At 36.8% G+C, this 23,739-nt stretch carries 17 protein-coding genes; 7 read left to right on the top strand and 10 right to left on the bottom strand.

Annotation, left to right across the window (positions count from 1 at the left end; all coding sequences use genetic code 11):
• Window positions 1–6: 6 nt before the first annotated feature.
• Complete coding sequence (locus tag A6755_RS28265; RefSeq protein ID WP_174878717.1) at window positions 7–225, top strand: DUF2690 domain-containing protein; 219 nt, start codon at window positions 7–9, stop codon at window positions 223–225.
• A gap of 239 nt (window positions 226–464) precedes the next feature.
• Here the strand turns inward: A6755_RS28265 and sdaAA are convergent, their stop codons facing one another.
• The 8 genes from sdaAA to A6755_RS13655 all read right to left on the bottom strand — a co-directional run bounded on the left by sdaAA (window position 465) and on the right by A6755_RS13655 (window position 10,749).
• Window positions 465–2,027, bottom strand: coding sequence for an L-serine ammonia-lyase, iron-sulfur-dependent, subunit alpha (gene sdaAA, locus A6755_RS28125; RefSeq protein WP_063590974.1), 1,563 nt, complete (start codon window positions 2,025–2,027; stop codon window positions 465–467).
• A 72-nt stretch (window positions 2,028–2,099) separates the two neighbouring features.
• Window positions 2,100–3,281, bottom strand: coding sequence for an amidohydrolase (locus A6755_RS13685; protein ID WP_063590973.1), 1,182 nt, complete (start codon window positions 3,279–3,281; stop codon window positions 2,100–2,102).
• Window positions 3,282–3,295: 14 nt separating this feature from the next.
• Entirely contained in the window at window positions 3,296–4,531 is a 1,236-nt protein-coding gene (locus tag A6755_RS13680; protein ID WP_084737729.1) for an MFS transporter, read from the bottom strand.
• A gap of 162 nt (window positions 4,532–4,693) precedes the next feature.
• On the bottom strand, window positions 4,694–7,012 hold the full coding sequence (locus A6755_RS13675; RefSeq protein WP_063590972.1) for a helix-turn-helix domain-containing protein: 2,319 nt from the start codon (window positions 7,010–7,012) through the stop codon (window positions 4,694–4,696).
• 207 nt (window positions 7,013–7,219) lie between these two features.
• Window positions 7,220–7,780 (bottom strand): HPP family protein, encoded by a 561-nt coding sequence (locus tag A6755_RS13670; protein WP_057277470.1) that lies wholly within the window; start codon window positions 7,778–7,780, stop codon window positions 7,220–7,222.
• Between the two features lie 194 nt (window positions 7,781–7,974).
• A complete protein-coding gene (locus A6755_RS13665) occupies window positions 7,975–8,499 on the bottom strand; it encodes a GNAT family N-acetyltransferase (protein WP_063590971.1) in 525 nt (174 codons plus the stop codon).
• 147 nt (window positions 8,500–8,646) lie between these two features.
• Entirely contained in the window at window positions 8,647–9,633 is a 987-nt protein-coding gene (locus A6755_RS13660) for an NAD(P)-dependent alcohol dehydrogenase (RefSeq protein ID WP_063590970.1), read from the bottom strand.
• A gap of 777 nt (window positions 9,634–10,410) precedes the next feature.
• Window positions 10,411–10,749, bottom strand: a complete 339-nt coding sequence (locus tag A6755_RS13655) for a DUF1360 domain-containing protein (protein WP_084737723.1) — start codon at window positions 10,747–10,749, stop codon at window positions 10,411–10,413.
• 180 nt (window positions 10,750–10,929) lie between these two features.
• On the opposite strand from A6755_RS13655, the gene A6755_RS13650 reads away from it, so the two are divergent.
• Window positions 10,930–12,081, top strand: coding sequence for a BMQ_0737 family morphogenetic spore coat protein (locus A6755_RS13650; RefSeq protein ID WP_063590969.1), 1,152 nt, complete (start codon window positions 10,930–10,932; stop codon window positions 12,079–12,081).
• A gap of 324 nt (window positions 12,082–12,405) precedes the next feature.
• Entirely contained in the window at window positions 12,406–12,840 is a 435-nt protein-coding gene (locus tag A6755_RS13645; RefSeq protein WP_244889667.1) for a M67 family metallopeptidase, read from the top strand.
• A gap of 112 nt (window positions 12,841–12,952) precedes the next feature.
• Here A6755_RS13645 and A6755_RS13640 read toward each other — a convergent pair whose 3' ends face one another.
• The gene (locus A6755_RS13640) at window positions 12,953–13,681 is read right to left on the bottom strand and encodes a GT-D fold domain-containing protein (RefSeq protein ID WP_063590968.1); all 729 of its coding nucleotides are present in this window, start codon (window positions 13,679–13,681) and stop codon (window positions 12,953–12,955) included.
• A 43-nt stretch (window positions 13,682–13,724) separates the two neighbouring features.
• Entirely contained in the window at window positions 13,725–14,966 is a 1,242-nt protein-coding gene (locus A6755_RS13635) for a hypothetical protein (protein WP_063590967.1), read from the bottom strand.
• 644 nt (window positions 14,967–15,610) lie between these two features.
• On the opposite strand from A6755_RS13635, the gene A6755_RS13630 reads away from it, so the two are divergent.
• The 4 genes from A6755_RS13630 to A6755_RS13615 all read left to right on the top strand — a co-directional run bounded on the left by A6755_RS13630 (window position 15,611) and on the right by A6755_RS13615 (window position 23,552).
• Window positions 15,611–19,858, top strand: a complete 4,248-nt coding sequence (locus tag A6755_RS13630) for a hypothetical protein (protein ID WP_063590966.1) — start codon at window positions 15,611–15,613, stop codon at window positions 19,856–19,858.
• A gap of 182 nt (window positions 19,859–20,040) precedes the next feature.
• Window positions 20,041–20,919: a glycosyltransferase family 2 protein gene (locus A6755_RS13625; RefSeq protein ID WP_134402137.1), complete on the top strand. Its 879-nt coding sequence runs from the start codon at window positions 20,041–20,043 to the stop codon at window positions 20,917–20,919.
• An 82-nt stretch (window positions 20,920–21,001) separates the two neighbouring features.
• Window positions 21,002–21,613, top strand: coding sequence for a class I SAM-dependent methyltransferase (locus A6755_RS13620; protein ID WP_063590964.1), 612 nt, complete (start codon window positions 21,002–21,004; stop codon window positions 21,611–21,613).
• A 706-nt stretch (window positions 21,614–22,319) separates the two neighbouring features.
• On the top strand, window positions 22,320–23,552 hold the full coding sequence (locus A6755_RS13615) for a glycosyltransferase family 4 protein (protein ID WP_063590963.1): 1,233 nt from the start codon (window positions 22,320–22,322) through the stop codon (window positions 23,550–23,552).
• Window positions 23,553–23,739 lie beyond the last annotated feature (187 nt).

Below are 23,739 nucleotides of genomic sequence, written 5' to 3'. Positions count from 1 at the left end.
GGTTATGTGCAGCTAAAAGGAAGTGCGTATTGTCATACGGCTTGGGGATACCTAAAGTTTTATTCGGCTGCTCCGTATGATTACTATGCAAATGTTTGGGTGGATAGTTTTAATGGCACAACAAAGATGGCATTTACAAGTTGTGCCAGTTCCGGTGGTAACGGTTGGATCATGAAAGGTCAGACGTCCTGTTATACTGCACATTTATGGAATTTAAATCCGTAGAATGCTTTGGTCAAAGTAGTTATTTATTCTTCAAGTGGTGCTCTCATTATTTCTGTGAACACCGGTCGTTATTAATAGGTTATAAAAGGGGCCCTACAGCAGAAAAAGCTTCTATACAGTCGATTCCCTATTGCTTCAGTTTATTGACAAAAGGCATTCGGAAAGAAATCCGAATGCCTTTTATGAATTTAATCGCATACCATGCTTTTTTGAATCAGCGAAAATACGATTGCAGGTAACTACTTAGTTTGAACCAAGACAATTTCGTCAATAATCGGAATCTCTCTTTTTAATAAAGATAAGAAAGTGTCTTCGATTATATTGTCGATTTCACAAACCGTTATGGCATCACCATTGATTTTGGAACGTTCATTGGCCATACGTGCTATATTGATCCCTTTTTGATAAAGAATATCCGATAATTCTGCAATAACCCCTTTTTGATCGGAATGACGAATCACAAGTGTTGGCCGTTCTCCTGAAAATTTAAATGGATATTCATCGAATTCCTGAACCTCCACTTTTCCACCGCCTAAAGAGCTGGCCAAAACCTTTACAGTACGTGCGCCCCCTGTCAATTCTACGAGAACGGTATTCGGATGATAGCTTCCGAGCACCCTTTTCGTGAATTCATATTGTAAGCCATTTTCCTCAGCAATTTTCTTTGCATTTGGAATGCCATCATCCATGGTAGATAGCCCAAGAACACCGGCCAATAAAGCTAGGTCTGTACCATGGCCTTGATAGGTTTCGGCAAAAGAGCCCATCAGCGAGAACTTTACATATATTGGATTTTCATTTAAAAGCTGGCGTGTAATATTCCCGATCCGAACAGCCCCGGCTGTATGGGAACTCGAAGGGCCAACCATTACGGGCCCGATGATTTCATACGCACTTTGGTATTTTGCCGGCCCACTGCCACTAGTTTTTCCGTTTAGAATCTGTTTCTTTAGTTTTTGCCCGGTCGGAGTTCCGGCAAGACCGCCAATCCCGGTTTCTCTCAACGATTCTGGCATTTGCTGCCCGACTTCATGCATCACATGGATCACTTCATCCGGTGGGATGACGCTGGCTATCCCGGCTAAAGCCATATCTGCTGCGGATTGGGCGGTTATTGCATGTAAACCGTTGCGGATGATGCACGGAATTTCCACCAGCCCTGCAACCGGGTCACAAACCAATCCCAATGAATTTTTCAAAGCAATTCCGACGGCATTTCCAACTTGCATTGGGGTTCCACCGGCAAGCTCCACCAGGGTGCCGGCTGCCATCGCGGTTGCTGAACCGATTTCAGCTTGGCACCCGCCGGCTGCCCCTGATATCGAAGCTTTATTTGCAACAACTAAGCCGAGGGCAGAAGCAGTGAATATGGACTGGACAATCTGCTTTCGGGTAAATTTCCCGCTGTCAAGGGCGTGAACAAGGACAGCGGGCAAAATTCCCGCTGAACCAGCTGTTGGCGTCGCCACTATCCGCCCCATAGCAGCATTTACTTCTGATACCGCTAGCGCATTTGCTGCAGCATTCAATGTTCTGGGATTGACAAAGGAATTCCCATTTTGGGCATACTGATGAAGTCGGTTTCCATCCCCGCCCGTCAAACCAGTACGCGACATGACTGGGCTCTTTGTACCTCTGCGGACAGCCTCCTCCATTACAATAAATTGTTCTGCCATTTTTTCGATAATCGTCTCCCTGGAACAACCTTTCTGTTGTACCTCTGTTTTGATCATCAATTCCGAAATAGTTGATTTTTCCTGCTTTGCTAGTTCTATTAACTCTTTTAAATTAGTGAAAGACATCCGATCACTCCTTTATAAGAAGAAGGTCCCCACGCCGCAAGCATAAGAACCATCCCCCTTTTTTCCTTTTGTTTATTTCTGTACAAAATATTCTGCAACAACAGCTGCCATTGCTTTTGCCGCGATGATCAAGCTGTCTTCATTAATGACGAATTTAGGATGATGGTGTGGATAAACCGGACCAACATCCGGCTTTGCGCCAACATAAAACATACTGCCTGGAATCTTCTGCAAATAGTATGCAAAATCCTCCGATCCCGACATTGGCGGCGTTTCCACTAACGCTTTAATTTCAGGAATTCCGGCCTTTTCAATCCCGTTTACAACCAGTTCCGTCATGGCTTTATCATTAACTAAAACAGGGTAATCATGTGAGTATATTAAGTCATAGGTAATATCAAATTCTTGAGCAAGCCCCGCTAATATTCGCTTGAATTCCATTTCCACTGTAGCACGAACTTCACTTGACATGGTTCTAACGTCTCCTTCAAGTTCCACGCTGTCCTTTATAACATTAAATGATCCCTTGCCATCAAACGAGCCGATCGTTACTGTCGCCATATCAAAAGGATTGATTCGGCGACTGACGATCGTCTGGGCTGCTACAACAAAATGGCTTGCTGCGACAATACTGTCATTGCTTGTATGCGGCATCGAACCATGTCCGCCTTTTCCTTGGATTTTCACTTTGAAATACGAGCGCCCGGCCTGCATTTCTCCAGCACGATAACAGACTTCCCCAGTCACCGATAGGGACATGAGGTGAATACCGAAAATACTATCCACACCTTCTAAACATCCATCTTCAATCATGGCAATTGCACCACCTGGAGGCGTTTCTTCAGCAGGCTGATGCAAGATAACGACGTTTCCTCTTAATTGGTCTTTCATTTCGATTAATGCTTCGGCTAAAATCATTAAATAGGCAGTGTGCCCATCATGACCGCATGCATGCATAACACCTGGATTGCTCGATTTAAATGGTACATCTGCTTCTTCCATAATTGGCAGTCCATCAAAATCGGCACGCAGGGCAACTGTTTTACCAGGGAGTCCGCCCTCGATTATCACAACCACTCCATATCCGCCAACATTTGTCCGTATCATTACACTCTTATCTTTATAAAAATCAGCAATGTATTGAGCCGTTTTTTCTTCTTTAAAAGATAATTCAGGATGTTGATGGAGATATCTGCGAATTTCTATCATTCTTTCTTTTTTCTCATCAAGCTTTTGCAATAATTGATCTAACATCTTTTTCCCTCCAATTATTTTTCAGTTTTAACGGTAAGTAACACTAGACCGCATATTACAACGGCTATTGCCAAGGTGATAAATACGATGGAAAACGAGCCACCTGCCATGGAAATTAAAGCACCGAATGCCATTGGGGCAATAAAACCCCCAAATGTTCCCCCTGTATTGACGATTCCAATAGATGAACCAATTACATTCTCAGGCAAAATTTTGTGCGGCCATGAGAAAATCCCCACAAAGATCGTCGTTAATAAAAAGGTAAGCACATATAAGAAAGCAATGGAAAGGGCCAAGGAATTTGAGTATACTAAACCAAGAAACAACAAGGATGAAAGTACAGAACAGCACATTAGCAGTAACTTTTCCTTGCCAGCAAAATATTTTGTTAATAATACTCCCGCAAATATGGAGGCTAACGTTCCTCCAATAGCGTTCACTGCCAGGATTATCCCAACCGTACTTATGGATAGTGCAAACTTTGTCTTTAGGAAAGTTGGCAGCCATGACATATTTCCATAAAAAGCCACATTCGCCAGCAGCATGGCGACGAATAAAATAATTACATTTCGATTGGAAATCACTGACTTAAAACTAACTTGTTTCTTTTCAATCTTCGTTTTGGCAGTTGGTTGGCTATTAGGCACCAATAAAGCAACCATAAGTAACGCAATGGCAAAAAATGTCCCCAGTGCATAGTAGGCATAGTGCCAATTTAAGTCAATCAGCCGTGCCCCGATTACAAAAGCAAAAATTCCGCCAATTCCACTCGTTGACAAAATGAGCGATTGAATAAAAGTCCGTCTTGTTTTCGGGAAATTTTCGGCGATTCCTTTTGAACAGCTTGGAGGATAGCCTGCATGGCCAATACCAGCCAAGAAACGAATCAAAATAAACATCAATAAGCTTCCAGCAAGGCCAAATGCAAATGAAAATATCGTAATGAGCGAAAGCGAAAGCATTAATACCTTTTTATATCCAATCCTATCTGCCAGCCATCCCCCAGGTATCTGCATTAACGAATAACCCAAGAAAAATAAGCTCATGATCAAACCGGTTTGACTTGTTGTTAGATGGAATTGTTCCGCAATTGGGATAATTGCAGTCGAAATCATGTTTTTGTCCATGTAAATCATGGAATAACCAGCCATTAAAGCTGTAGTCAACAAAACCCCACCGGTATTCTTTTCCTTTGATACCGAAAGTTTTGCATCGCTTTGCTTCTTAATCGTTCCTTGAGAAACAGACATAAAAGGCTACCTCCGAATTAATATTTATGTAATCGCTTTCTTGTCTTCATTATAAATTTTTAAAGTATTGAAAACATTCCAATCATTGTCGAAAACATCTCCCTTCATTTGCCCTTTTTCATAACTTCGCTTAACCAAACAACAAAAAAAGACCATTAAGTTTTAACCTAATGGCCTAATTTCAAAGAGATGAATGGCGTTTAACGTCAAGGTGGATTGCACTAAGAGCTCCGATTCAATGTTTTCCTCATAGATTTGCAAATCTGGATAGGCTCGCTGCTTAAGATACGTAATGATCTCTTGATCATAGATATACTGTTGGTTGAGATTGAGCCAATTAAAGTAAAAAGCACCGTTATTTCTATCGAGAATGTATTTGCGAATTTGATAAGTGCCAGAAGGCAACCCTGAAATCATGATTTTCTTTTCCTTTGTTAATGAGCTCAAAAAGAAACTTTCTACAGAATAAGTGGGATTAACATAGGAATTGTTATAAATTGCTAATTGGTACCCTTGTTTCCCCTTCGTCAGTACAAAGTCCTCCCCTTCAGCTAAAATCTCCAGTCCAATTTTCGCAATTAATTGGATGTTAAAAAACGCCGGACGTTTTATTTGATAATAATAAAGCAGGGCAATTCCATTCATAGCAATATCTTCGTTATCCATATTACTTTTTTCTAACGAATGGGTATCAATCCAGAATCCCAAACCGGAAATCTCTTTTATAACATCGAGCATATCTTTAAAAATGAGAGCTGATCGAAAAAAAGTTCCGCTTAAATTTACTGTATTACCGTATAGTGTATTCCAGTTTGTCAGGTAAATGGGTGTGCCAGCCAAGCCAGCTGACGAAAGGTTCGCCTTTAATTCCATACACGATTTCTTTATATGATTCTTTACACCCTTAAAGGAACTGTTATCCATATCGGTAAAGTCAACTTGTTCATTTGGATTGCAGCTAAAGCACACCAGATCAATTTGGTCCATTTGCTTTAAAAATTCAGTAACAGGGACTGATAAACCTTTTTCTAAGGAAAATGGCACATGAACTCCGACTTTTGCGGTGGAAGCCCTCCTTTTGACAGTTTGAAAGTATTGTTGATAAAAACTCCGGGCTTTTTGATCCCACTCGGAGAAAACCAATTCAAATTGCCATTTCCCGACATAGGCATCGCCAAAATAACTGACAGAATGCTGTAAAAATTCATCTAACATCTTTATATAATCCGGACAGCTTACGACTTCCTTTTCAAATTCCACACTAATGAATGGAATTAAACCCAGTCTTTGAAACTCGTTAAATAACGCATCAATCTTATAATACGGCCCCCCTATTTGCAAAAGCGGGTCCATTATCGTAAACGAGGGGGAAAATAGGTTCGTGAAATAGGCATATTCAAAATGAAGCTGCTCCTGAATTAGCTTTAATTCAGCTTGGACCTCATCATTTAAGGCATATTCCAGCTGTCCCATCACCAGTAATCGCTGGGCTTTATCCCGGACAAGAACAGGTTCTTCCGGGAGGTTGATATGTACCGTCGAAACCCCCGATTCTTTCACCGTAACATTTCGGTCCTTTTGCGAAATATACTTGCTCAATTCAATTAAAAAGTGCGGTGAATTCACCAAGGTATATTGTTCGCCTATATTATTTATTTCCTGGAAAGGTTCTTTTTTATGAAGACCTCGATATTCGGCAGGTGTTTGATTGTACATTTCCTTAAAAGCCTTGTTAAAAGCTTTCACATTAGGAAAACCATTATTTAACGAGACTTTCATGATGTTATGATCGGTATATAATAGCTCATGAACAGCTGATTTCAAACGGGTTTGCTTTACATATTGTGAAAAACTGACACCAACAGCCTGCTTGAAATAACGGGACAAATAGTATAGTGATAAATATTGCCGTTTGGCAATCTCTTCCAAAGACATCTGTTTGTGATAATTTTTTTCAATAAAAGTAAGGATGTCCCTAATTCTATCATCCTTCATTTCAATAAATCGATTGTGACCGAGATGTGTGGTTTTGAAATTCCGGATAAGGAGTGTAACTAGCTTGTATATCAGGCTGTTGATTTCAAGTACACTTCCGTCCTGCTCTTGGTAATGTGCGATTAAAATCTCAGCCAAGAGTTGACGGATTTGATCAAAAAGAAGATATAACCCATTATCCTCTTTGGATGAATGGCAGTCAAAATAACACATATGAATATCCTGATAATGCTGCTCGATGGAATTAAGGGGAATTTGCAGCAATAGAACCACATTGTCTTCATGCCCCTTTACGGAATGGACATCATTGGCATTAATTAGCAGGAGATCATTTTCCGCCAAATGCCAGAAATCTTGATTGACCATAACCTCGACTTCTCCCCGGATTACGAAAAGAATTTCAATTCCTAAATGGATATGCTGAGAGTGATGGCGAATATTTTGCAAACTGATTTGATAAGAATCTTCTATTACTGTTCCAGACATGAACATTCACCTTTTTACTGGGATTTTACCACTGCCCATCAAGCTTTAGTAAATCATTATCATACTTTACTTTTATGTAATAAGATGGTAAGTAAGGTTTTTAACTCTTAGAGTAAGAAAAAGCAGCTCCCCGCTTATTGAAGTAAGGCAGTTAGAACAATAAAGGATGAGCCAAAACAGTCACATAAAAGCATGTGATATAAATTTTCATAACCAGTGTTTTGGATATTGTCTTGTTTGAAATAAATTATTATAAATCATCGATATAAAAACTAATAATAAAGTGCCTATTACAATTGAAGTCAGGAATCCCCAACCGGCTTGGGAATTGATCGAAACAAGAGCACTAGCTGCTGCGGGCGGGTGAACAGTTTTTGTAAAAGTCATTATAATTAATACAATGGCCAATACGAGACCGATAATGAATAAGCTTTTACCAAAGATGCTCCAAATGATAAGAGCTATTGTAGTAGAGATAATATGTCCTCCAATAACATTACGGGGTTGTGACAAGAGACTTTTATGCGCACCAAAAACAATGACACAGCTCGCCCCAAGAGGAGCTAATGCCATCGGATACCCTAAATAGACAGCTATAAAACTAATAATGATTATAGCAATGAGCCCACCCATAGCTGAAACAAAGGAATCGATATAATCAATTCTATCCTTTTCCCTAGCTTCACCCTTCATTTTCTTTAAATATGCTGTTAGAGCAATGTTTTGTTGATTGCTCCAACTTTTTTCAACACTTTTTTCGAATTCCATAATTTCTATTTTCCTCACGTTTTCTAAGTAATCGACAAATCGACAGGTTTTTTATATATTGTTATCTTACAGGAAAACAATGAATTTTTAAATATATATCTGAATATTCATTTATTGATTCCCGTAAAACAGGTATCATCCCCCACTTTTTTGTCTGTGAACCTTTCAATATTCATTGGCATACCATCAAGGATTTACAGTAAAAGAGAGTATAGATTAGTATCAAATGAAACATCATTTTGGTACATATAATTTCTTAATATCCCTTCCTTTTTGAAACCTAAATTGATCAACAATTTGTTGGATGCTTTATTTTCAATAAAAACAATTGCTCCAATACGCGTTAATTCAAGCTCTTTAAAACCATAAGAAATCACTTTACTGACAGCTTCTGTTGCATAACCGTTACCCCAATATTTTGGGAAAAGTGCATAGCTCAGTTCTGCCCTTTTATGTTCATGAGACCATTCTTGAAATCCAATCGTTCCAATAATGCCCTCCTTTCCTTTCCATTCAATTCCCCATTTAATTCCATGTTTTTCTCCGTAACTCTTTGAAAAATTCCTAATGATTTGCTTCACCTGATCTGTATTTGTTAATGGAGTTTGCCCATAATATCTTAATACATCTGGATTGGAAAAACATTTTAATAGATCTGCTGCATCACCTTCAACCAATTCTCTCAAGACCAACCGCTTTGTTTCTAAAATCGGAAACATTTTTCCACTCCCTTTGCTATAATTAGATCTATATCGTACCAGCGGCGCACCTCAATAACACCCGTACCCAATACTTCCATTTAAACCGGCTGCCTTATAATTAAGAACACACCCCTTATCTTTTTAAGGGCTTCGTTGTTTCACCCATCAGGATTCCCCATTATGTTCCATAGTTATTACGACATTTCCCTTCTTGTGTCCTTTCTCTACATACCTATGGGCTTGAACTAATTCTTCAAACGCATAACATCTGTCAATGATCACTTTTAACTTCCCTGCTTCAACAAGCTCCTTGAGGACGTTTAGAGCTTCGGGAGTTTCTGGTGAATTTTGACTCAATATCAGCTTCTTGCCGGTTGTCAATTTAGTCCATAGCATTCGAACACCTGGTACCGGTACTGTGACATTTAGATAGGTTCCGTCCTTCTTCAACGACTTCATACAAGCTGAAAACGGACTCTTGTTTACCGCTTCAAAGATAACATCATAGGTCTTACCATCTCTGGAAAAATCCTCTGAAGTGTAATCGATGACCTTATCGGCTCCAAGAGATTTTACCAATTCTACATTCGCGGTACTGCAAACCCCTGTAACTTTTGCTCCGAAATACTTGGCAATTTGTACTGCATAACTTCCTACACTCCCTGAAGCACCATAGACAAGAACCTTTTGACCACTCTGAACGTTAGCTTTTCTAAGATAAAATAATGCTGTACGTGCCCCGATTGGAATGGCTGCGGCTTCCTCAAAAGATATATTATTAGGTTTTATGGAAACGGGCCCGTCTTCACGCAAGCACTTATACTCGGCATAAGCACCATAGCCCACTTGGGAAGCTGCAAAAATCTGGTCACCTGCTTTAAATAGCTTGACATCTTTGCCCACTGACTCAACTTCTCCAGATAACTCCAAGCCCAATATGGTTTTCTTGGGACGTCTTAATCCCATAATAATCCGAGCTGGCAGCCAAACAGAGAGGGGAACTGTAAAGCTCCGTGACCGAATATCCCCCATTGTTACCGTTGCCGCTTTTACTTTTATCAGTATTTCATTCTCCTTAGGATCCGGTTTTTCTACCTCTTTCAAATGAAGAACGTCAGGGGGACCGTACTTGGTGTACACGATTGCTTTCATTAATCCTCCTCCAATTCGTTATATTCACTTAAAATCCGCTAACCTTCAATAACTGTACTTGAACTATCCTGCTCCATTCGTTGAAGAAAGAATACCGAATTGTAGAAATGGAAAATAAATTATTCCGGATACATACTCTCCAAAAGCTATCAACTTTTGAATAATCTCTATAAACGCGTTTACATTAGCTTACTCGCCTTCATTTATCTTCATGCCTCTAATAAGAACTCAGCCACCTTAGGACGAGTAAACTCAAGTCGCGATAAGTACCTCCCTGAGCATTTCCTGGCTTAATCCCATACATATTAATCCATCTTCATCTTTTGTATTGGGAGTTCTAACATTTTTTGCAGGAAAAACTGTGTTCTAAGAATAGGGTTTTATTCCTATTTTCAGCGGATCGAACTAGCTAAAGATTTCTTCGGCATCATATGCCTAATAAGCGGCTCACCCCCATCATATCGGGAGACATGTATTTTAATGAAGTTTTACTCCAATTTATATTTCCATTTCAATTCCTATTATTATAAGAAAAAATCCATTCGTACCGAATGGATTTAAATCAATCATTAGCTTCCCTAATGCTTAATAATAAAATGTAATGCCCCTCGTACTTGCTATCAATCCACAACAGCTTTTTAGGTTGATTATCATCTAAAACCTAGCCACTCTGTCTATGAAGCACTTTTATGATGTTCAGCATATACTATTAGTCTGAATATCGATACATAAAGTTCATTATGCTTTTAATTGTCCTTACCCTACACGATTATGCTTTCATGTTTTAGATTCAATAAAAGCGGCAGCTCCAGCAACAGCAAAGACCACTATGATCGGAAAAACAGCAGGAAAAAAATAATAAATAAATACAGTAATGAGGGAACACCAAAACCCTACACACCAATAGCAACTTAAAAGCGAACCAATGAAATGACGAAGTCCCGATCCTTTTATTTCAATGATTTCCTCCAGTTGTCCAGAGGCATTTTCTTGGATGGTGGAAGTCAAGAAAGGTTTTCTGATGAATGAAGTGATATCGTCAAATACGATTAAATGAGTTAACCGGAAGGTAGCCAATATTAAAATAAAAAAATCAAGCCATTCAATAGCCAACACCTATTCACCTCCTAATCTTTCTTTTCATATTTTATGATTTGGATTTTGATTATATAAATATACATTTATAAATTCATAATATTTTATTAGCCCATTTTCCAAGAAAAATGTACCCATAAAAAGATATCCCCATAGTATGTTAATGTGTTCAAAACCTGATACTGAAGGGAAAGATGTTTGATGAAAAAAAGGAACGTCAAATCTATTCAGGGCCGACAAGTGGTACCGAACCCCATCGGACCTGAATGTATTCGTGTAACAAAAGTATATGACTGGGTTGTTCTAACAAATCGTGATCGCAATAAAGTTCAAATACCTGAGGAATGTTTTGCAGCAATTGAAGATGCACGTCATGATGGTAACACCATAACCGCTACTTGTTCGGAAGTAGTTGGTACACGAAGCTGTGATTTTATCGGTGCCATTCCAGCTAACATTCCAAGTGTTCCAGGCGCCCAAATTGTTTCCCTTGCCTTCCATGTCCATATCCGCGTTCAATTCTTTTGCAATGGAGAACCACTACCAGGTTGTAATTTCGTAGTACCTGTTAGTTTCATGGATGAAGTAATCCTATGTTTCCCAGAGGGAACAGAAATCAACTGTAATATTTTCGATGTTCAATGTACAGTTGTTTTAAATCAAATGCTTGGAGATATGGTTGTACTTGATGTGACCATGTGTAAAGATGTTCAAGTTGAGGCTGAGGTTAAGCTGGAGGTCGAGGCTAAGTTCTGTGGACCGCGTCCTGTCATCCCAATTCAAGAAGATGGGTTCGTGTGCCCAACACCACGATTCCCGCAACAATGCCCAACCTTCTTCCCGACATTGAACTGCGACTGCCAAGGTTCAGCAGACTTTAGTGGCGAAGCATCCATCCTTGTATTTGAGGACGGTCTAGGAGGTCCAACAACAGGAAACTTAGATTTGACTGCCCTAGTTTGTGACCAATGTACCCTTGCTGGTAGCAGGATTCAAGTTACCTACATCGATACATTAGGCCCTTCTCCTACTCCACCTGGAACGCCAGATGCTGATATTGACCAAAGCTTCACGTTTACAGCCAATGACTTCGAGCAACCTACATGTGTTACTGATCCTGTTACTGGATTAGTAACTGGACTTACTGCAACTGGCACCGGTGTTATAACACCAGCCGGAGGTGTACCAGAAAATGCGACATTCACACTAACTCTAGCTGATGCTGATCCTTTAGGAGATACTGCTACACTTTTCATAACTGGTGCAACTTCAACTGTTACTATTGCTCTGACAGATGCAGCTAACCCTGGATTGGAGGTTGAAGTAGGAGATTGCGAACGTTTTCCTGTATAATAATAAAAACCCGAGGGATATTAATCTCTCGGTTTTTTTTTTGAAAAGAAACTTGGAAAGTCTAATACCATCATTTACTTCAACACTCAGTATATATATCCCGCATTTTAGGCCACCCATTTATTAATTATTAGGTTACATATAGATTCATGTTTTCATATTTATAGAGCATACCTATAAAAGGAGAGAAAAAAATGGCATCTGATAAGCTAAGACGTAAAGTAAGAAGAAAATTAGGCATGCCTAACCCGCAGCCCGCTCAACAACATCAACAAATCACTCCCTCAGCCCTCCAGGTTCGGCCAGTACGGGCAAAAGGTTGTTGTGGAAAAAACAAATGATCCCGGTGTAATATCCGGTACTTTTTTCATGACCAATCATGTTAGGCAAAAATTGATTTCTCATTGTAAACTAGAACTTCCTTATGAAGCCTGTGGACTGCTTTCAGGGGGAAATGGGATTGCAGAAACAATTTGGCCAATGGAAAATGTAAATAGGAGCTCCTTTTCCTTCTCGATGGATTTAGATCAAATTCGTCATGTATTTGATCTTATCGATAGGAGGAATGAAGATTTTATCGGTATATACCATTCCCACCCAACAGATAGTGCTTATCCGTCAGAAGGAGATATTACTTTAAATAACTACCCAGAGGTAGGTCACCTTATTATTTCGTTTGCAAACTCGACCCCTGAATTAAAATGTTTCCAACTAACAGGAAAAAAAGTCTTTCCGATACAATTAAAATTCGTAAACTGAATTTAGTGAATAAGATACTCGCACCTCTTCCTTTATGAATTCAAGGTTGAATTTGCGAGTATTATTTTTTCTTTATTTCCCTACAATGTTAAATTAATTGTTGTTTTCCTATTTAGGAAAACTGATCATTCCACTTTTTTACTAAGTCGGAAAGTTTATATTCTTCTCCATCAAGAATCATATCAAGGGCATGCCCGAAATCAATGGCAACCTTCTGGGTCGTTTTTGCAATTCTTGGAGCTAAAATGGTTGCCGGGATCCCTGCGGAAATTAACGCTATTTCCCATTCCTGATTAGACTGGAGCTCATTTTGCACTCTAATTAACTCTTCATACCCATTTAAACCTATACTGCCAGTAATTTGTATGCCCCGTTCTTTAAAAACGATTTCTGCTTCTTTTGAACGGCGTCCAACAAGAAATACCTTCTTATTACTCAGCCATGGCCATAATGTCCCCTCGTCCAAGAGGCTCTGCATGATCCAAGCACAACAAGCCTTCGTAGGGATAAATTTCAGTTGTTCAAGTACAGTTCGAGTTTGTTCTGCCCAAGGGTCCAATCGCCAAGGAGCTATCAAACCAGCAATATCAGTATCCCGCAATGACCTGACCAATTCCCTCCTGATTATCTCTGGGGCATGTGATACGCCTGCATAAGATTCATACCGTTTAAATTCCTGTACAAGTAATCCATTGGCTGGATAGCTTAAATAGCTTATTTCACCGATTCCAAAACGAGCAAGAGAAAAGCCTCTATTCTGTTTTATCGCTTGGTCCAATAATTTTATCACTTTCCTATTATCTAATAAGTATTTCTCAAAGTGATAATTTCCTTCAACCACCCCACTCCCACCCCCGGTTTTCTATGCCATTAAATCTTTCAACTTATTGTTTCTTCGTTAATAATAAGGAAATTTGATTGCTTGAACTGATTTCCAGATCTTGTTCTTTAAAAAATACAAAAGCCTCTACACGAATATTGCTGTTTTCTTCAGGTTGAAGGACGCTTATTTGTAAGTTAGTTAAAGATTCTGTTTGCCTAGGGTTTATATTTTTAGATTGAATTGGACATATCCAGGTTTCACCCTTCTCCATTTCTTCAAACCATTCCTCATTCATATATTTCCACCCTTTGGTTTCTTCATTTTTCATGACCCCCAAAGTTTCGGCAACATTTGGCGGCAATATTTGCCCAGATATTTTTATACTTTCTGAAGGGCTGGAACGCAGACAGATAACTGGATTACGCAAAATTTCCGTACCTATATTTTTAATATGAAGATTTCCTATAAGCTTGATTTTGTTACGTTCTTCAAGTTCTTCAATAAAAATATGATAATCTAAAAACACTTCCGCTTCTTTTCTTTTAGTAATAGTTGGTTTCTTTAATAAAAACTTTTTCTTTTCTGGTAAACTTTTTTCTTTTTGCATGGCAGGCTCTAAATTTAACCCAGTATTTTCAGAATGAACAAACATGTTTGAGAAAATTTCAATTGGAACTAATGACAAAACAGATAAAGGCGAACTTTCGTGAAATCTAGCCAATATTCCTATTGTTATGGACATCGCATATTTCTCACCAAGTTTTTCCCAAAAATCTTCATCCGTAATAACAGGATACATAATCTGTATATTAATAAAAGGGTTACTTGAGCTTCTGACTACCTCATTAGATTTAAATTTTGTTCCAGTCCTTTTACATTCATAATGAAAAATATCCAATAACTTTTTATTAGCTGATTTCGAATTATGGATTAATTCAAGAATGGGCTCTTTTATTCCTGGGATTTCAAAGAGTGAAAAGCATACATGAAAATCAGCCCTTTCTGATTCCTTCTTTTCATCCATAAGAATCACCTTTGCCCCACATGCAGATAGGAAAGCTTGAATATACTCCAGCACCTTCCTTTCTAGAAGGTGCTTTCTAAAGGTGTTATATTTAACATCATAGTCGGAAGAAATGACTATTCTTTTACCATGCAATGCAGAACTTAAGTGTACCTTCTTATTTTCAGTGTCTGGCTGCACATCAAAACCCAATTCCCTGAAAAGATAAGTAAATGCCGGAAGAGACTCATAAGGGATGGCTCCTGCCCTTTTATCTCCAACTTCTACTTTAATGTCCATTTATGTATCCCCCTCTATATTAATCCTGGTTACAGATTTACTATTCAAAAGGATTAATTAATACCGTACGGCCCTTTTCCCACAACCCTTATATCACCCAATATTTATAATATGTAAGAGGAATGAAGAAATGATAAAGAATGCACTCAGCAGACTCTAATTCCTTGTGTAAGTTTGTGTATACAATATTAAAAGGATATGTAGTGCCTCCATCCATGTAAATGAATTTTATGAGGGAATCAAAAAGGTGATAAATATAATCACCTTTTTGAAATACGGTACATATAACTATTATGGAATCATTTATAAAGGGATCAGTATTTGATTAAAACCAGTCACATGAATATTGAAAAATTGAAATCAAAGATTTTTCGGTCAAGATGATCATTTTATGAGGAGGAATTTTCTTTTGTCTACCATACCCCTTAATGATTTGGATGTCGCTGTGTTCCTAATCATGAAGCAACACCAACACTCTGACGAACGGTACTCCACCCCCATAAAAATCTTGATAAACATCTCCGCATAGGAACTTCTTGGTCATTTACAGTCGCTCAATCTCATCCTATCTAATTGATTCCTTATTAGTAATGGCCGGAGATTACCGCCTGTTCACACGTGATCAAAAATAAGGAGTGGTTATTTTGTACACAGATGATGAAAAAGCCAATGAAAATCAAAAAAGTAAATTGAATAAAATAACTCCAGTTCAACTTCAGCAAATGATCATTCATCTTAGATCTGAACTTTCCCTATACAAATCAAAAGTTAATGAATACGAAGTCGATTATAGTAAAAAGAAAATAAGAAAACTAATAAAACACAATGAAGAAATGGTAAATGAACAAAGATCATATCAAGAACTAATCAATCGGAAGGAACATGAAAGAAAGAGTGCAGAAACCAAGGTTCAGAAATTGGAAGAAGAAATTAAGAAATATAAGGCTGAACTACAGTACTTTAAAGAAACCAAAACAAACGATGAAAAGAAAAATAACGACATAAAAACTCTTGGAGATAAGAATAAATTATTACAAAGTGAAATTGCTTCTCTTCAAAAGAAAGTTAAAGATTATGAGTCTGCTCAAAAACAATATGTTAAAAATGAGGAATTTAAAAGCCATGATGGTTTTCAAAAAATGGCTGATGGGCTTACAGAGGTGAAATCCCTTCTTGCTCCAGTAAATAAAAAAATAACTAACTTAGATGTACAAAGCATAAATTTAGAGATTGAGAAATTGGTTGAAAAAGTTATGTTTTATTTTCACGAGCAAAATATTTTCAAAAATGAAATTCAAGAGTTAAAAGGAACCATTCATTCTCTCAACGAAAAAGAAATGAATTATAAAAATGAAATGAATCAGCTTACTAAAACCATAGATCTTTTATACGATCAAGAAAAGCAATATAAAGTGGAGATGAATCATTTAGAAAAAGCACTTTCAGATAAGGAAGAGCATCATAAAAAAGATATAAAAAAATATAAGAAAGAAATTGATCATTATATTTCAAAGATTAGCCACCTATCCGAACAGGAAAGTCAATTCAAGGTGGACATTGCTAATTTAGAACAGATGATTTCCGATCTAAAGGAAAAAGAGTCCTACCATCAACAAGAAATCGAGCAGTTAAATCAAACGATTAGCGATGCATCCCAACAAGAAAGTCAATATAAAACGGAGATTGATAATTTAGAGAAATCGATGATCGAACTTACTGAAAAGGAAGCGCAGCAGAAACAAGTTATCGAAAACTTTAAACTTGAAATTGAAAATTATACCCAAATGATTGGCCACCTATCCGAAAAGGAAAGTCAATTCAAGGTGGACATTGCTAATTTAGAACAGATGATTTCCGATCTAAAGGAAAAAGAGTCCTACCATCAACAAGAAATCGAGCAGTTAAATCAAACGATTAGCGATGCATCCCAACAAGAAAGTCAATATAAAACGGAGATTGATAATTTAGAGAAATCGATGATCGAACTTACTGAAAAGGAAGCGCAGCAGAAACAAGTTATCGAAAACTTTAAACTTGAAATTGAAAATTATACCCAAATGATTGGCCACCTATCCGAACAGGAAAGTCAATTTAAGGTGGACATTGCTAATTTAGAACAGATGATTTCCGATCAAAAGGAAAAAGAGTCCTACCATCAACAAGAAATCGAGCAGTTAAATCAAACGATTAGCGATGCATCCCAACAAAAAAATAAATATATAGTAGAGATTGAAAACTTAGAAAAAGCCATGTTCGAGCTTTCTGAAAAGGAAAGGCATCATAAACAGATTATCGAAAGCTTTAAACATGACATTGAAAATTATACGCAAACGATAGGCCGCCTATCCGAACAGGAAAGTCAATATAAAGTGAATATTGAGAACTTGGAACAGATGATTTCCGAACTAAAGGAAAAAGAAAACTACCATCAACTAGAAATCAAACAGTTAAATGATACGATTAGCGTTGTAACCCAACAAGAAAATAATTATAAAACCGAGATTGAAAATTTAGAGAAATCCATGATCGAACTTTCCAAAAAGGAAGAGCAGCAGAAACAAGTTATCGACAACTTTAAACATGAAAATGAAAATTATACTCAAATGATCGATCAACTATCGGAACAGCAAAATGAATATAAGGAGGACATTGCTAATTTAGAACAGATGATTTCCGATCTAAAGGAAAAAGAGTCCTACCATCAACAAGAAATCGATCAGTTAAATCAAACGATTAGTGTTGAATCCCAACAAGAAAATAAATATAAAGTGGAGATTGAAAATTTAGAGAAATCCATGATTGAACTTTCCGAAAAGGAAAATCATCATATACAAGTTATCGACAACTTTAAACATGACATTGAAAATTATACGCAAACAATCGACCACCTGTCCGAACAGGAAAGTCAATATAAATTGAACATTGAGAATTTGGAACTGATGATTACCGATATAAAGGATAAAGAGAACTACCATCAACAAGAAATCGAGCAGTTAAATCAAACGATTGCTCTTGTTTCGGAGCAAGAAAATAAATATAAAGTGGAGATTGAACGTTTAGAAAAAGCCCTGATCGAACTTTCCGAAAAAGAAGAAAAGCAAACACAAGTTATCGAAAACTTTAAACTTGAAATTGAAAATTATTCCCAACTGATCGGCCAACTATCGGAACAGGAAAGTCAATATAAGGTGGATATTGCAAATTTAGAACAGATGATTATAGATTTAAAGGATAAAGAGAATTACCATCAACAAGAACTTGAACAGTTAAATCAAACGATTAGCGTTGTATCCCAACAAGAAAATAAATATAAAGAGGAGATTGAAAGATTAGAAAAAGCCATGATTGAACTTTCCGAAAAGGAAAATCATCATATACAAGTTATCGACAACTTTAAACATGAAATTAAAAATTATACTCAAACGATCGACCGCCTATCCGAACAGGAAAATAAATATAAAACCGAGATTAAAAACCTAGGGCAAATGATTATTGATTTTAAGGAAAATGAAGATAACCATCAACAAGAAATCGAGCAGTTACATCAATCGATTGCTCTTTTTTCAGGGCAAGAAAATAAGTATAAAGCGGAGATTGATAACCTGGAGCAAATGCTTATTAATTTTAAGAAAAATGAAGATAACCATCAACAAGAAATCGAGCAGTTAAATCAAACGATTGCTCTTGTTTCAGAGCAAGAAAATAAATATAAAGCCGAGATTGATCATTTAGAACAGACGATTATCAATTTAAAGGAAAATGATAATCAACATCAACAAGAAATCGAGCAGTTAAATCAAACGATTGCTCTTGTTTCGGAGCAAGATAATAAATATAAAGCCGAGATTGATCATTTAGAACAGACGATTTACAATCTAAAGGAAAATGAAAATCATCGTCAACAGGAAATCGAGCAGTTAAATCAAACGATTGCTCTTGTTTCGGAGCAAGAGAATAAATATAAAGCCGAGATTAATCATTTAGAACAGACGATTTGCAATCTAAAGGAAAATGAAAATCATCGTCAACAGGAAATCGAGCAGTTAAATCAAACGATCGCTTTTGTTTCGGAGCAAGAAAATAAATATAAAGCCGAAATTGAAAACCTAGAGCAAATGATTATTAATTTTAAGGAAAATGAAAATCTACATCAACAAGAAATAGATCATTTGAATCAAACGATTGCTCGTGTTTCAGAGCAAGAAAATAAATATAAAGCCGAGATTGATCATTTAGAACAGACGATTATCAATTTAAAAGAAAATGAAAGTCAACATCAACAGGAAATTAAGAACTTAACCGGTTCCATAATAGATTTAAAAGATAAAGAAATTAGTTATTTGCAAAAAATAGAAAATATAAATAAAACGGTAAATGATCAAAAAGCAAAAGAAATACATGATAAAGATGAACGAACAAAATATATTAAACAACGAGAAAAAGATCATTTGCAAGCAACAGGAAAAGTGGAAAAACCTTTTAATAAAAATGGAATACAACAGCAAATTGGAAATACTCGTGTTAATATGGGAAATTTCAATTCGCCAAATAACAAAGAAGTAATTAATCAACCAAGTGCGTTTCGATTCTCGAATGAAACAAACCAACAAAAAAATACAACCCAAAATTTTAATATGCAAACATCACATAGTCAAATATCCTCTCCCCTAAATAAACCGAGTTACACAGAAATTGATCGAACTCAACAAAATTATAATTCTAGGATCTTGTCATCGTATCAGAAAAAAGATTACCAAGATACTAAATTTAAAAACACTAATTCAGATTCATTTTCATTAGATATGTTTTATAAAAATCATCCTTTATATAATTTACATTCCGGAGTGCAAAAAACAGCGATAGATCCCTTTAAGAATTTTAGAAAGCATTAATAATAACCATTATTTAGAGAATATATACCCTCACTTTAACTATTTGAACTACAAACTGAAACTTAATTACCACTTTCAACCGATGATCAAGGATTGTGATAATCCACCTCTTAACATCAATATCACAGTCCTTGAATTTTTCTTGATAATGAAAAATCGTTACAAAAGGAGAGATAAATGAAGTGAAAAATCATCCTTTAATTTCAATAATTTTCCCAGCCAAAAATGAAGGGGAAAATGTGAAAAACACTCTCGATTCATTATTTTCAGTTGCTACAGATTATTCCTTTGAAGTGATTATTATAAACGATGGATCATCAGATGATTGCTGCGATTTTCTTAATACCTATAATCACGCAAACCAGGTTAAGCTTTTTGAAACAAATGGCGTTGGAGCTGCCAGCGCACGAAATTTAGGAGCAGCAAAAGCTTCTGGAGAATTCCTGATTTTTTGCGACGCCCATTTACAGTTTGAAGATTTGTGGATCGATCATATTGTAGAACCCCTGCTTACAGGAAAATCTGATGCAGTAACCCCAGCAATCGCTTCGTTTGGCAATTCCGATTTCATTGGCTATGGTATGACCTTAAAGTCAAACCTCAGAATTAAATGGAACGCTAAACAAAATGGCCTCTTTGAAACTGCCGTATTACCCGGAGGATGTTTTATTATCTCAAAAAAAGTGTTTGAAGATGTGGGCGGATTTGAAACGGGATTTAAAACTTGGGGACATGAAGATGTAGAGCTTTCAATTAAGCTATGGCTATTTGGATTCCGCTGCCACGCTCTGCCTAATGTAAAAATAATCCATTTGTTCAGAAAAGCTCACCCGTATGAAGTTAGCTATGATGAAGTTTATTATAATTTATTAAGGATGGCCTACTCTCATTTTAATACTCACCGCATCCAAAAGTGCAAAAAACTCATGATACATGTAAAAGCAAACCCGATTGAATCCCAAGTGCTCCTTGATGGAGTTAAAAAGCAACGACGGGCTTACTTTCAAAAACGAAAATATGATGATGATTGGTACTTTGCCAAATTCAATATAGATTTCTAGATTTTACAGATCACCCTTTCGAGTCATGTCGTTTTATTAATTCCTTTATAAATTAACAAAATGATGAAAGGTGAGAATGTAAATGAAAGAGCTATTTACAAATATTTATAAGAAAAACATGTGGGGAAACTCTGAGTCTGTATCTGGTACGGGTTCATCACTTACTCAAACCAAAACACTCATTCAGGAATTACCAAGCATGATAAAACAACTTCAGATAAAAAAAATGATAGATGCACCATGTGGTGATTTTAATTGGATGAAGGAAATATACAAAAATACAGAATTATATATTGGGATTGATATCGTCGATGACATAATAAAAAGAAATAAAAAAGAATATCCATTAAACAATGTCCATTTTTTTCATATGGACATTACAAAAGATCGATTGCCTACAGGTGATTTAATCCTCTGTAGAGATTGTCTCGTACATTTTAGTCTTTCTGATATTCATTCAGCTTTAAACAATTTTAAAGCAAGCCAGTCGAGGTATTTATTAACGACAACATTTACAAACCTTACGTTTAATCAAGAAATAAGAACAGGAAGCTGGCGCCCTCTTAATCTAGAGATTGAGCCATTCAACTTTCCAAAACCCATCTTGGTTATTAATGAGAATTGTACGGAAGGAGAAATGAACTATACTGATAAATCACTAGCTTTATGGGATTTGAATATCATCAATTTTTAAAATATATTACTCTACATCCGCTTGCGCATGATATTTTCCCCTTAGTTAGACTGTATAATAAGCCCATGAAATAACATGGATGTTAAACAACTACTTGGATAGATCTTATTTTTCCTAAAAAAGGGGATACATATCAATTTTCCAAGGAATTAAAGATACAAGTTGTACAAATTTATTTGTATGATAAGGGTATCCAATTAGCCACAGCGAAGAAATATGAGCTTAAAAGTAGAGGGGTTAGTGCGGAAATAACGGTAATGAGGGGCTTGAAAAAACCCCTTGAAAGGACTTCCTCGTATGAAATTCGATAGTGTGGAAGATGATTTGGAATATTATAAGGCCCAGGTGGCTCACTAAAAAAAGCAGTACCCCCAATCTATAGGCAGTGTTCTTTCTCAGGCTTTACAAGAATACGACCTAAAAAAACAGAAGCTGATGGAACTATTTCATGGTATAGGGAATATGGTGTATTACCGACAATTGTCTGCTTTGATTTGAAAAAGGGAAAACAACTGTGGGAACAACAGGTTGAAGAGTATGGTATGAATGCGATTATTCGTTTCAAAGTGAAATTGAAAGTGACATATAAACTACATGGACAATGTTTTTCGATTTTATACTAGCCCATTAATGATTATGATCAGGAAAGAGCTATACATCTGTTAATCAAGCTAACACCAAAATACTGAAGGGAGGGTTAATAGAGATGAAAATATTAATTGCTTCTTACTATCCACTTCCGGCTCTTGGCGGAATTTGGAGTTTTGTCTCACAATTAAAGGAACGGCTTGAGCGTTTAGGGCATAGTGTTGACATTCTTAGCCACAATTTAAATGCTACCAAATACCGAATTATTGGACGAAAACCGGAGCTTTCCATTTCACAAATTACTCCTCATATTGATGCAAAACTAAAGAGAATTCTTCCTCAGCATTCTAATCAATGGATAGACAAAACGGAGGAATACCGTTACTCATTAGAATTGTCAGCTTTATATTACGGACTTAACCAATATGATATCATTCATGCACAAGATGTAATTGCTGCGGATGCGCTAAGAAGGGTAAAACCGAAACATATTCCTTTAGTGACTAGTGCTCATGGCTATCTATCAGGAGGTATTTTCTATCATCTTAAAACACTGCATCGCAATAAAACGGATGAACAAATTAAACAGATGTTTGAATATCAATACCACAATGCATTAGAGTATGAAGGTTATCATGCTAGTGACTACATTCATGCACCTTCTAAATGGTCGTATAACAAGATTGTTAACGAATTTTCAGTTATGCCAAAAAAACTGTTTACCTTTTCGGACGGAATGGACATTGAAGGATTTTTAAGCCGTTCTAAAGGAGAATCACCCATTTCTCGACCGAAGGATAAAAAGATCATTCTTTTTACGGGTCGCCTTGTGTTTTTGAAAGGAATTCAATACCTCATTGAAGCGCTCGCAAAGTTAAAGCTTGATAGAAGAGATTGGGAGTGCTGGATTTTAGGAGAGGGGGCAATGCAATCTGAACTCCAAGGAAATTGCACAAGATTAGGTCTTACAAATGAAGTCAAGTTTTTAGGAGTTACAAACAATGTCCCCCATTTTCTTAAACAAGCAGATATCTTTGTATTACCTGGATTGCAAGATACACAACCGCACTCACTAATGGAAGCACAATTGATCGGACTTCCTGCTATCGTAAGCGATGCAGCTGCACTTCCTGAAATGGTATCAAATGGACAAAATGGATTAGTTTTTCCTGCAGGAAATAGTCAACAACTTTATATAAAATTAAAATACCTTTTGGAAAATGACTTACTTAGAGAGCAGTTTTCCCATCATGCCAAGTTATGGGCGCATAAACGATGGTCAATGGATAAAATGATCAACAACACTCTTAATTTTTATCATAAAGCCATTGGAAACAATAAAAACTCATAAACCGACGGCTAGAGTAGATTGGAAAAAAAATGTACGATAATGCTAAGAATCATACGTTTAAAAGGCCGCGGAATTGGCGGCCTTCTTATGGTAATAACGCAGCCATTGCCTTCCATGTAGCACAAAACAGTGCTTCACCACAGAGAATAAAAATGAAAATGGTTAGGAAGTTGTGTCATACTTATAT

Source organism: Peribacillus frigoritolerans, from assembly GCF_001636405.1.
Lineage (GTDB): Bacteria > Bacillota > Bacilli > Bacillales > DSM-1321 > Peribacillus > Peribacillus frigoritolerans.
The sequence above is the reverse complement of the archived record's forward strand: the minus strand, read 5'-3'. Positions and strand labels throughout refer to the sequence as shown.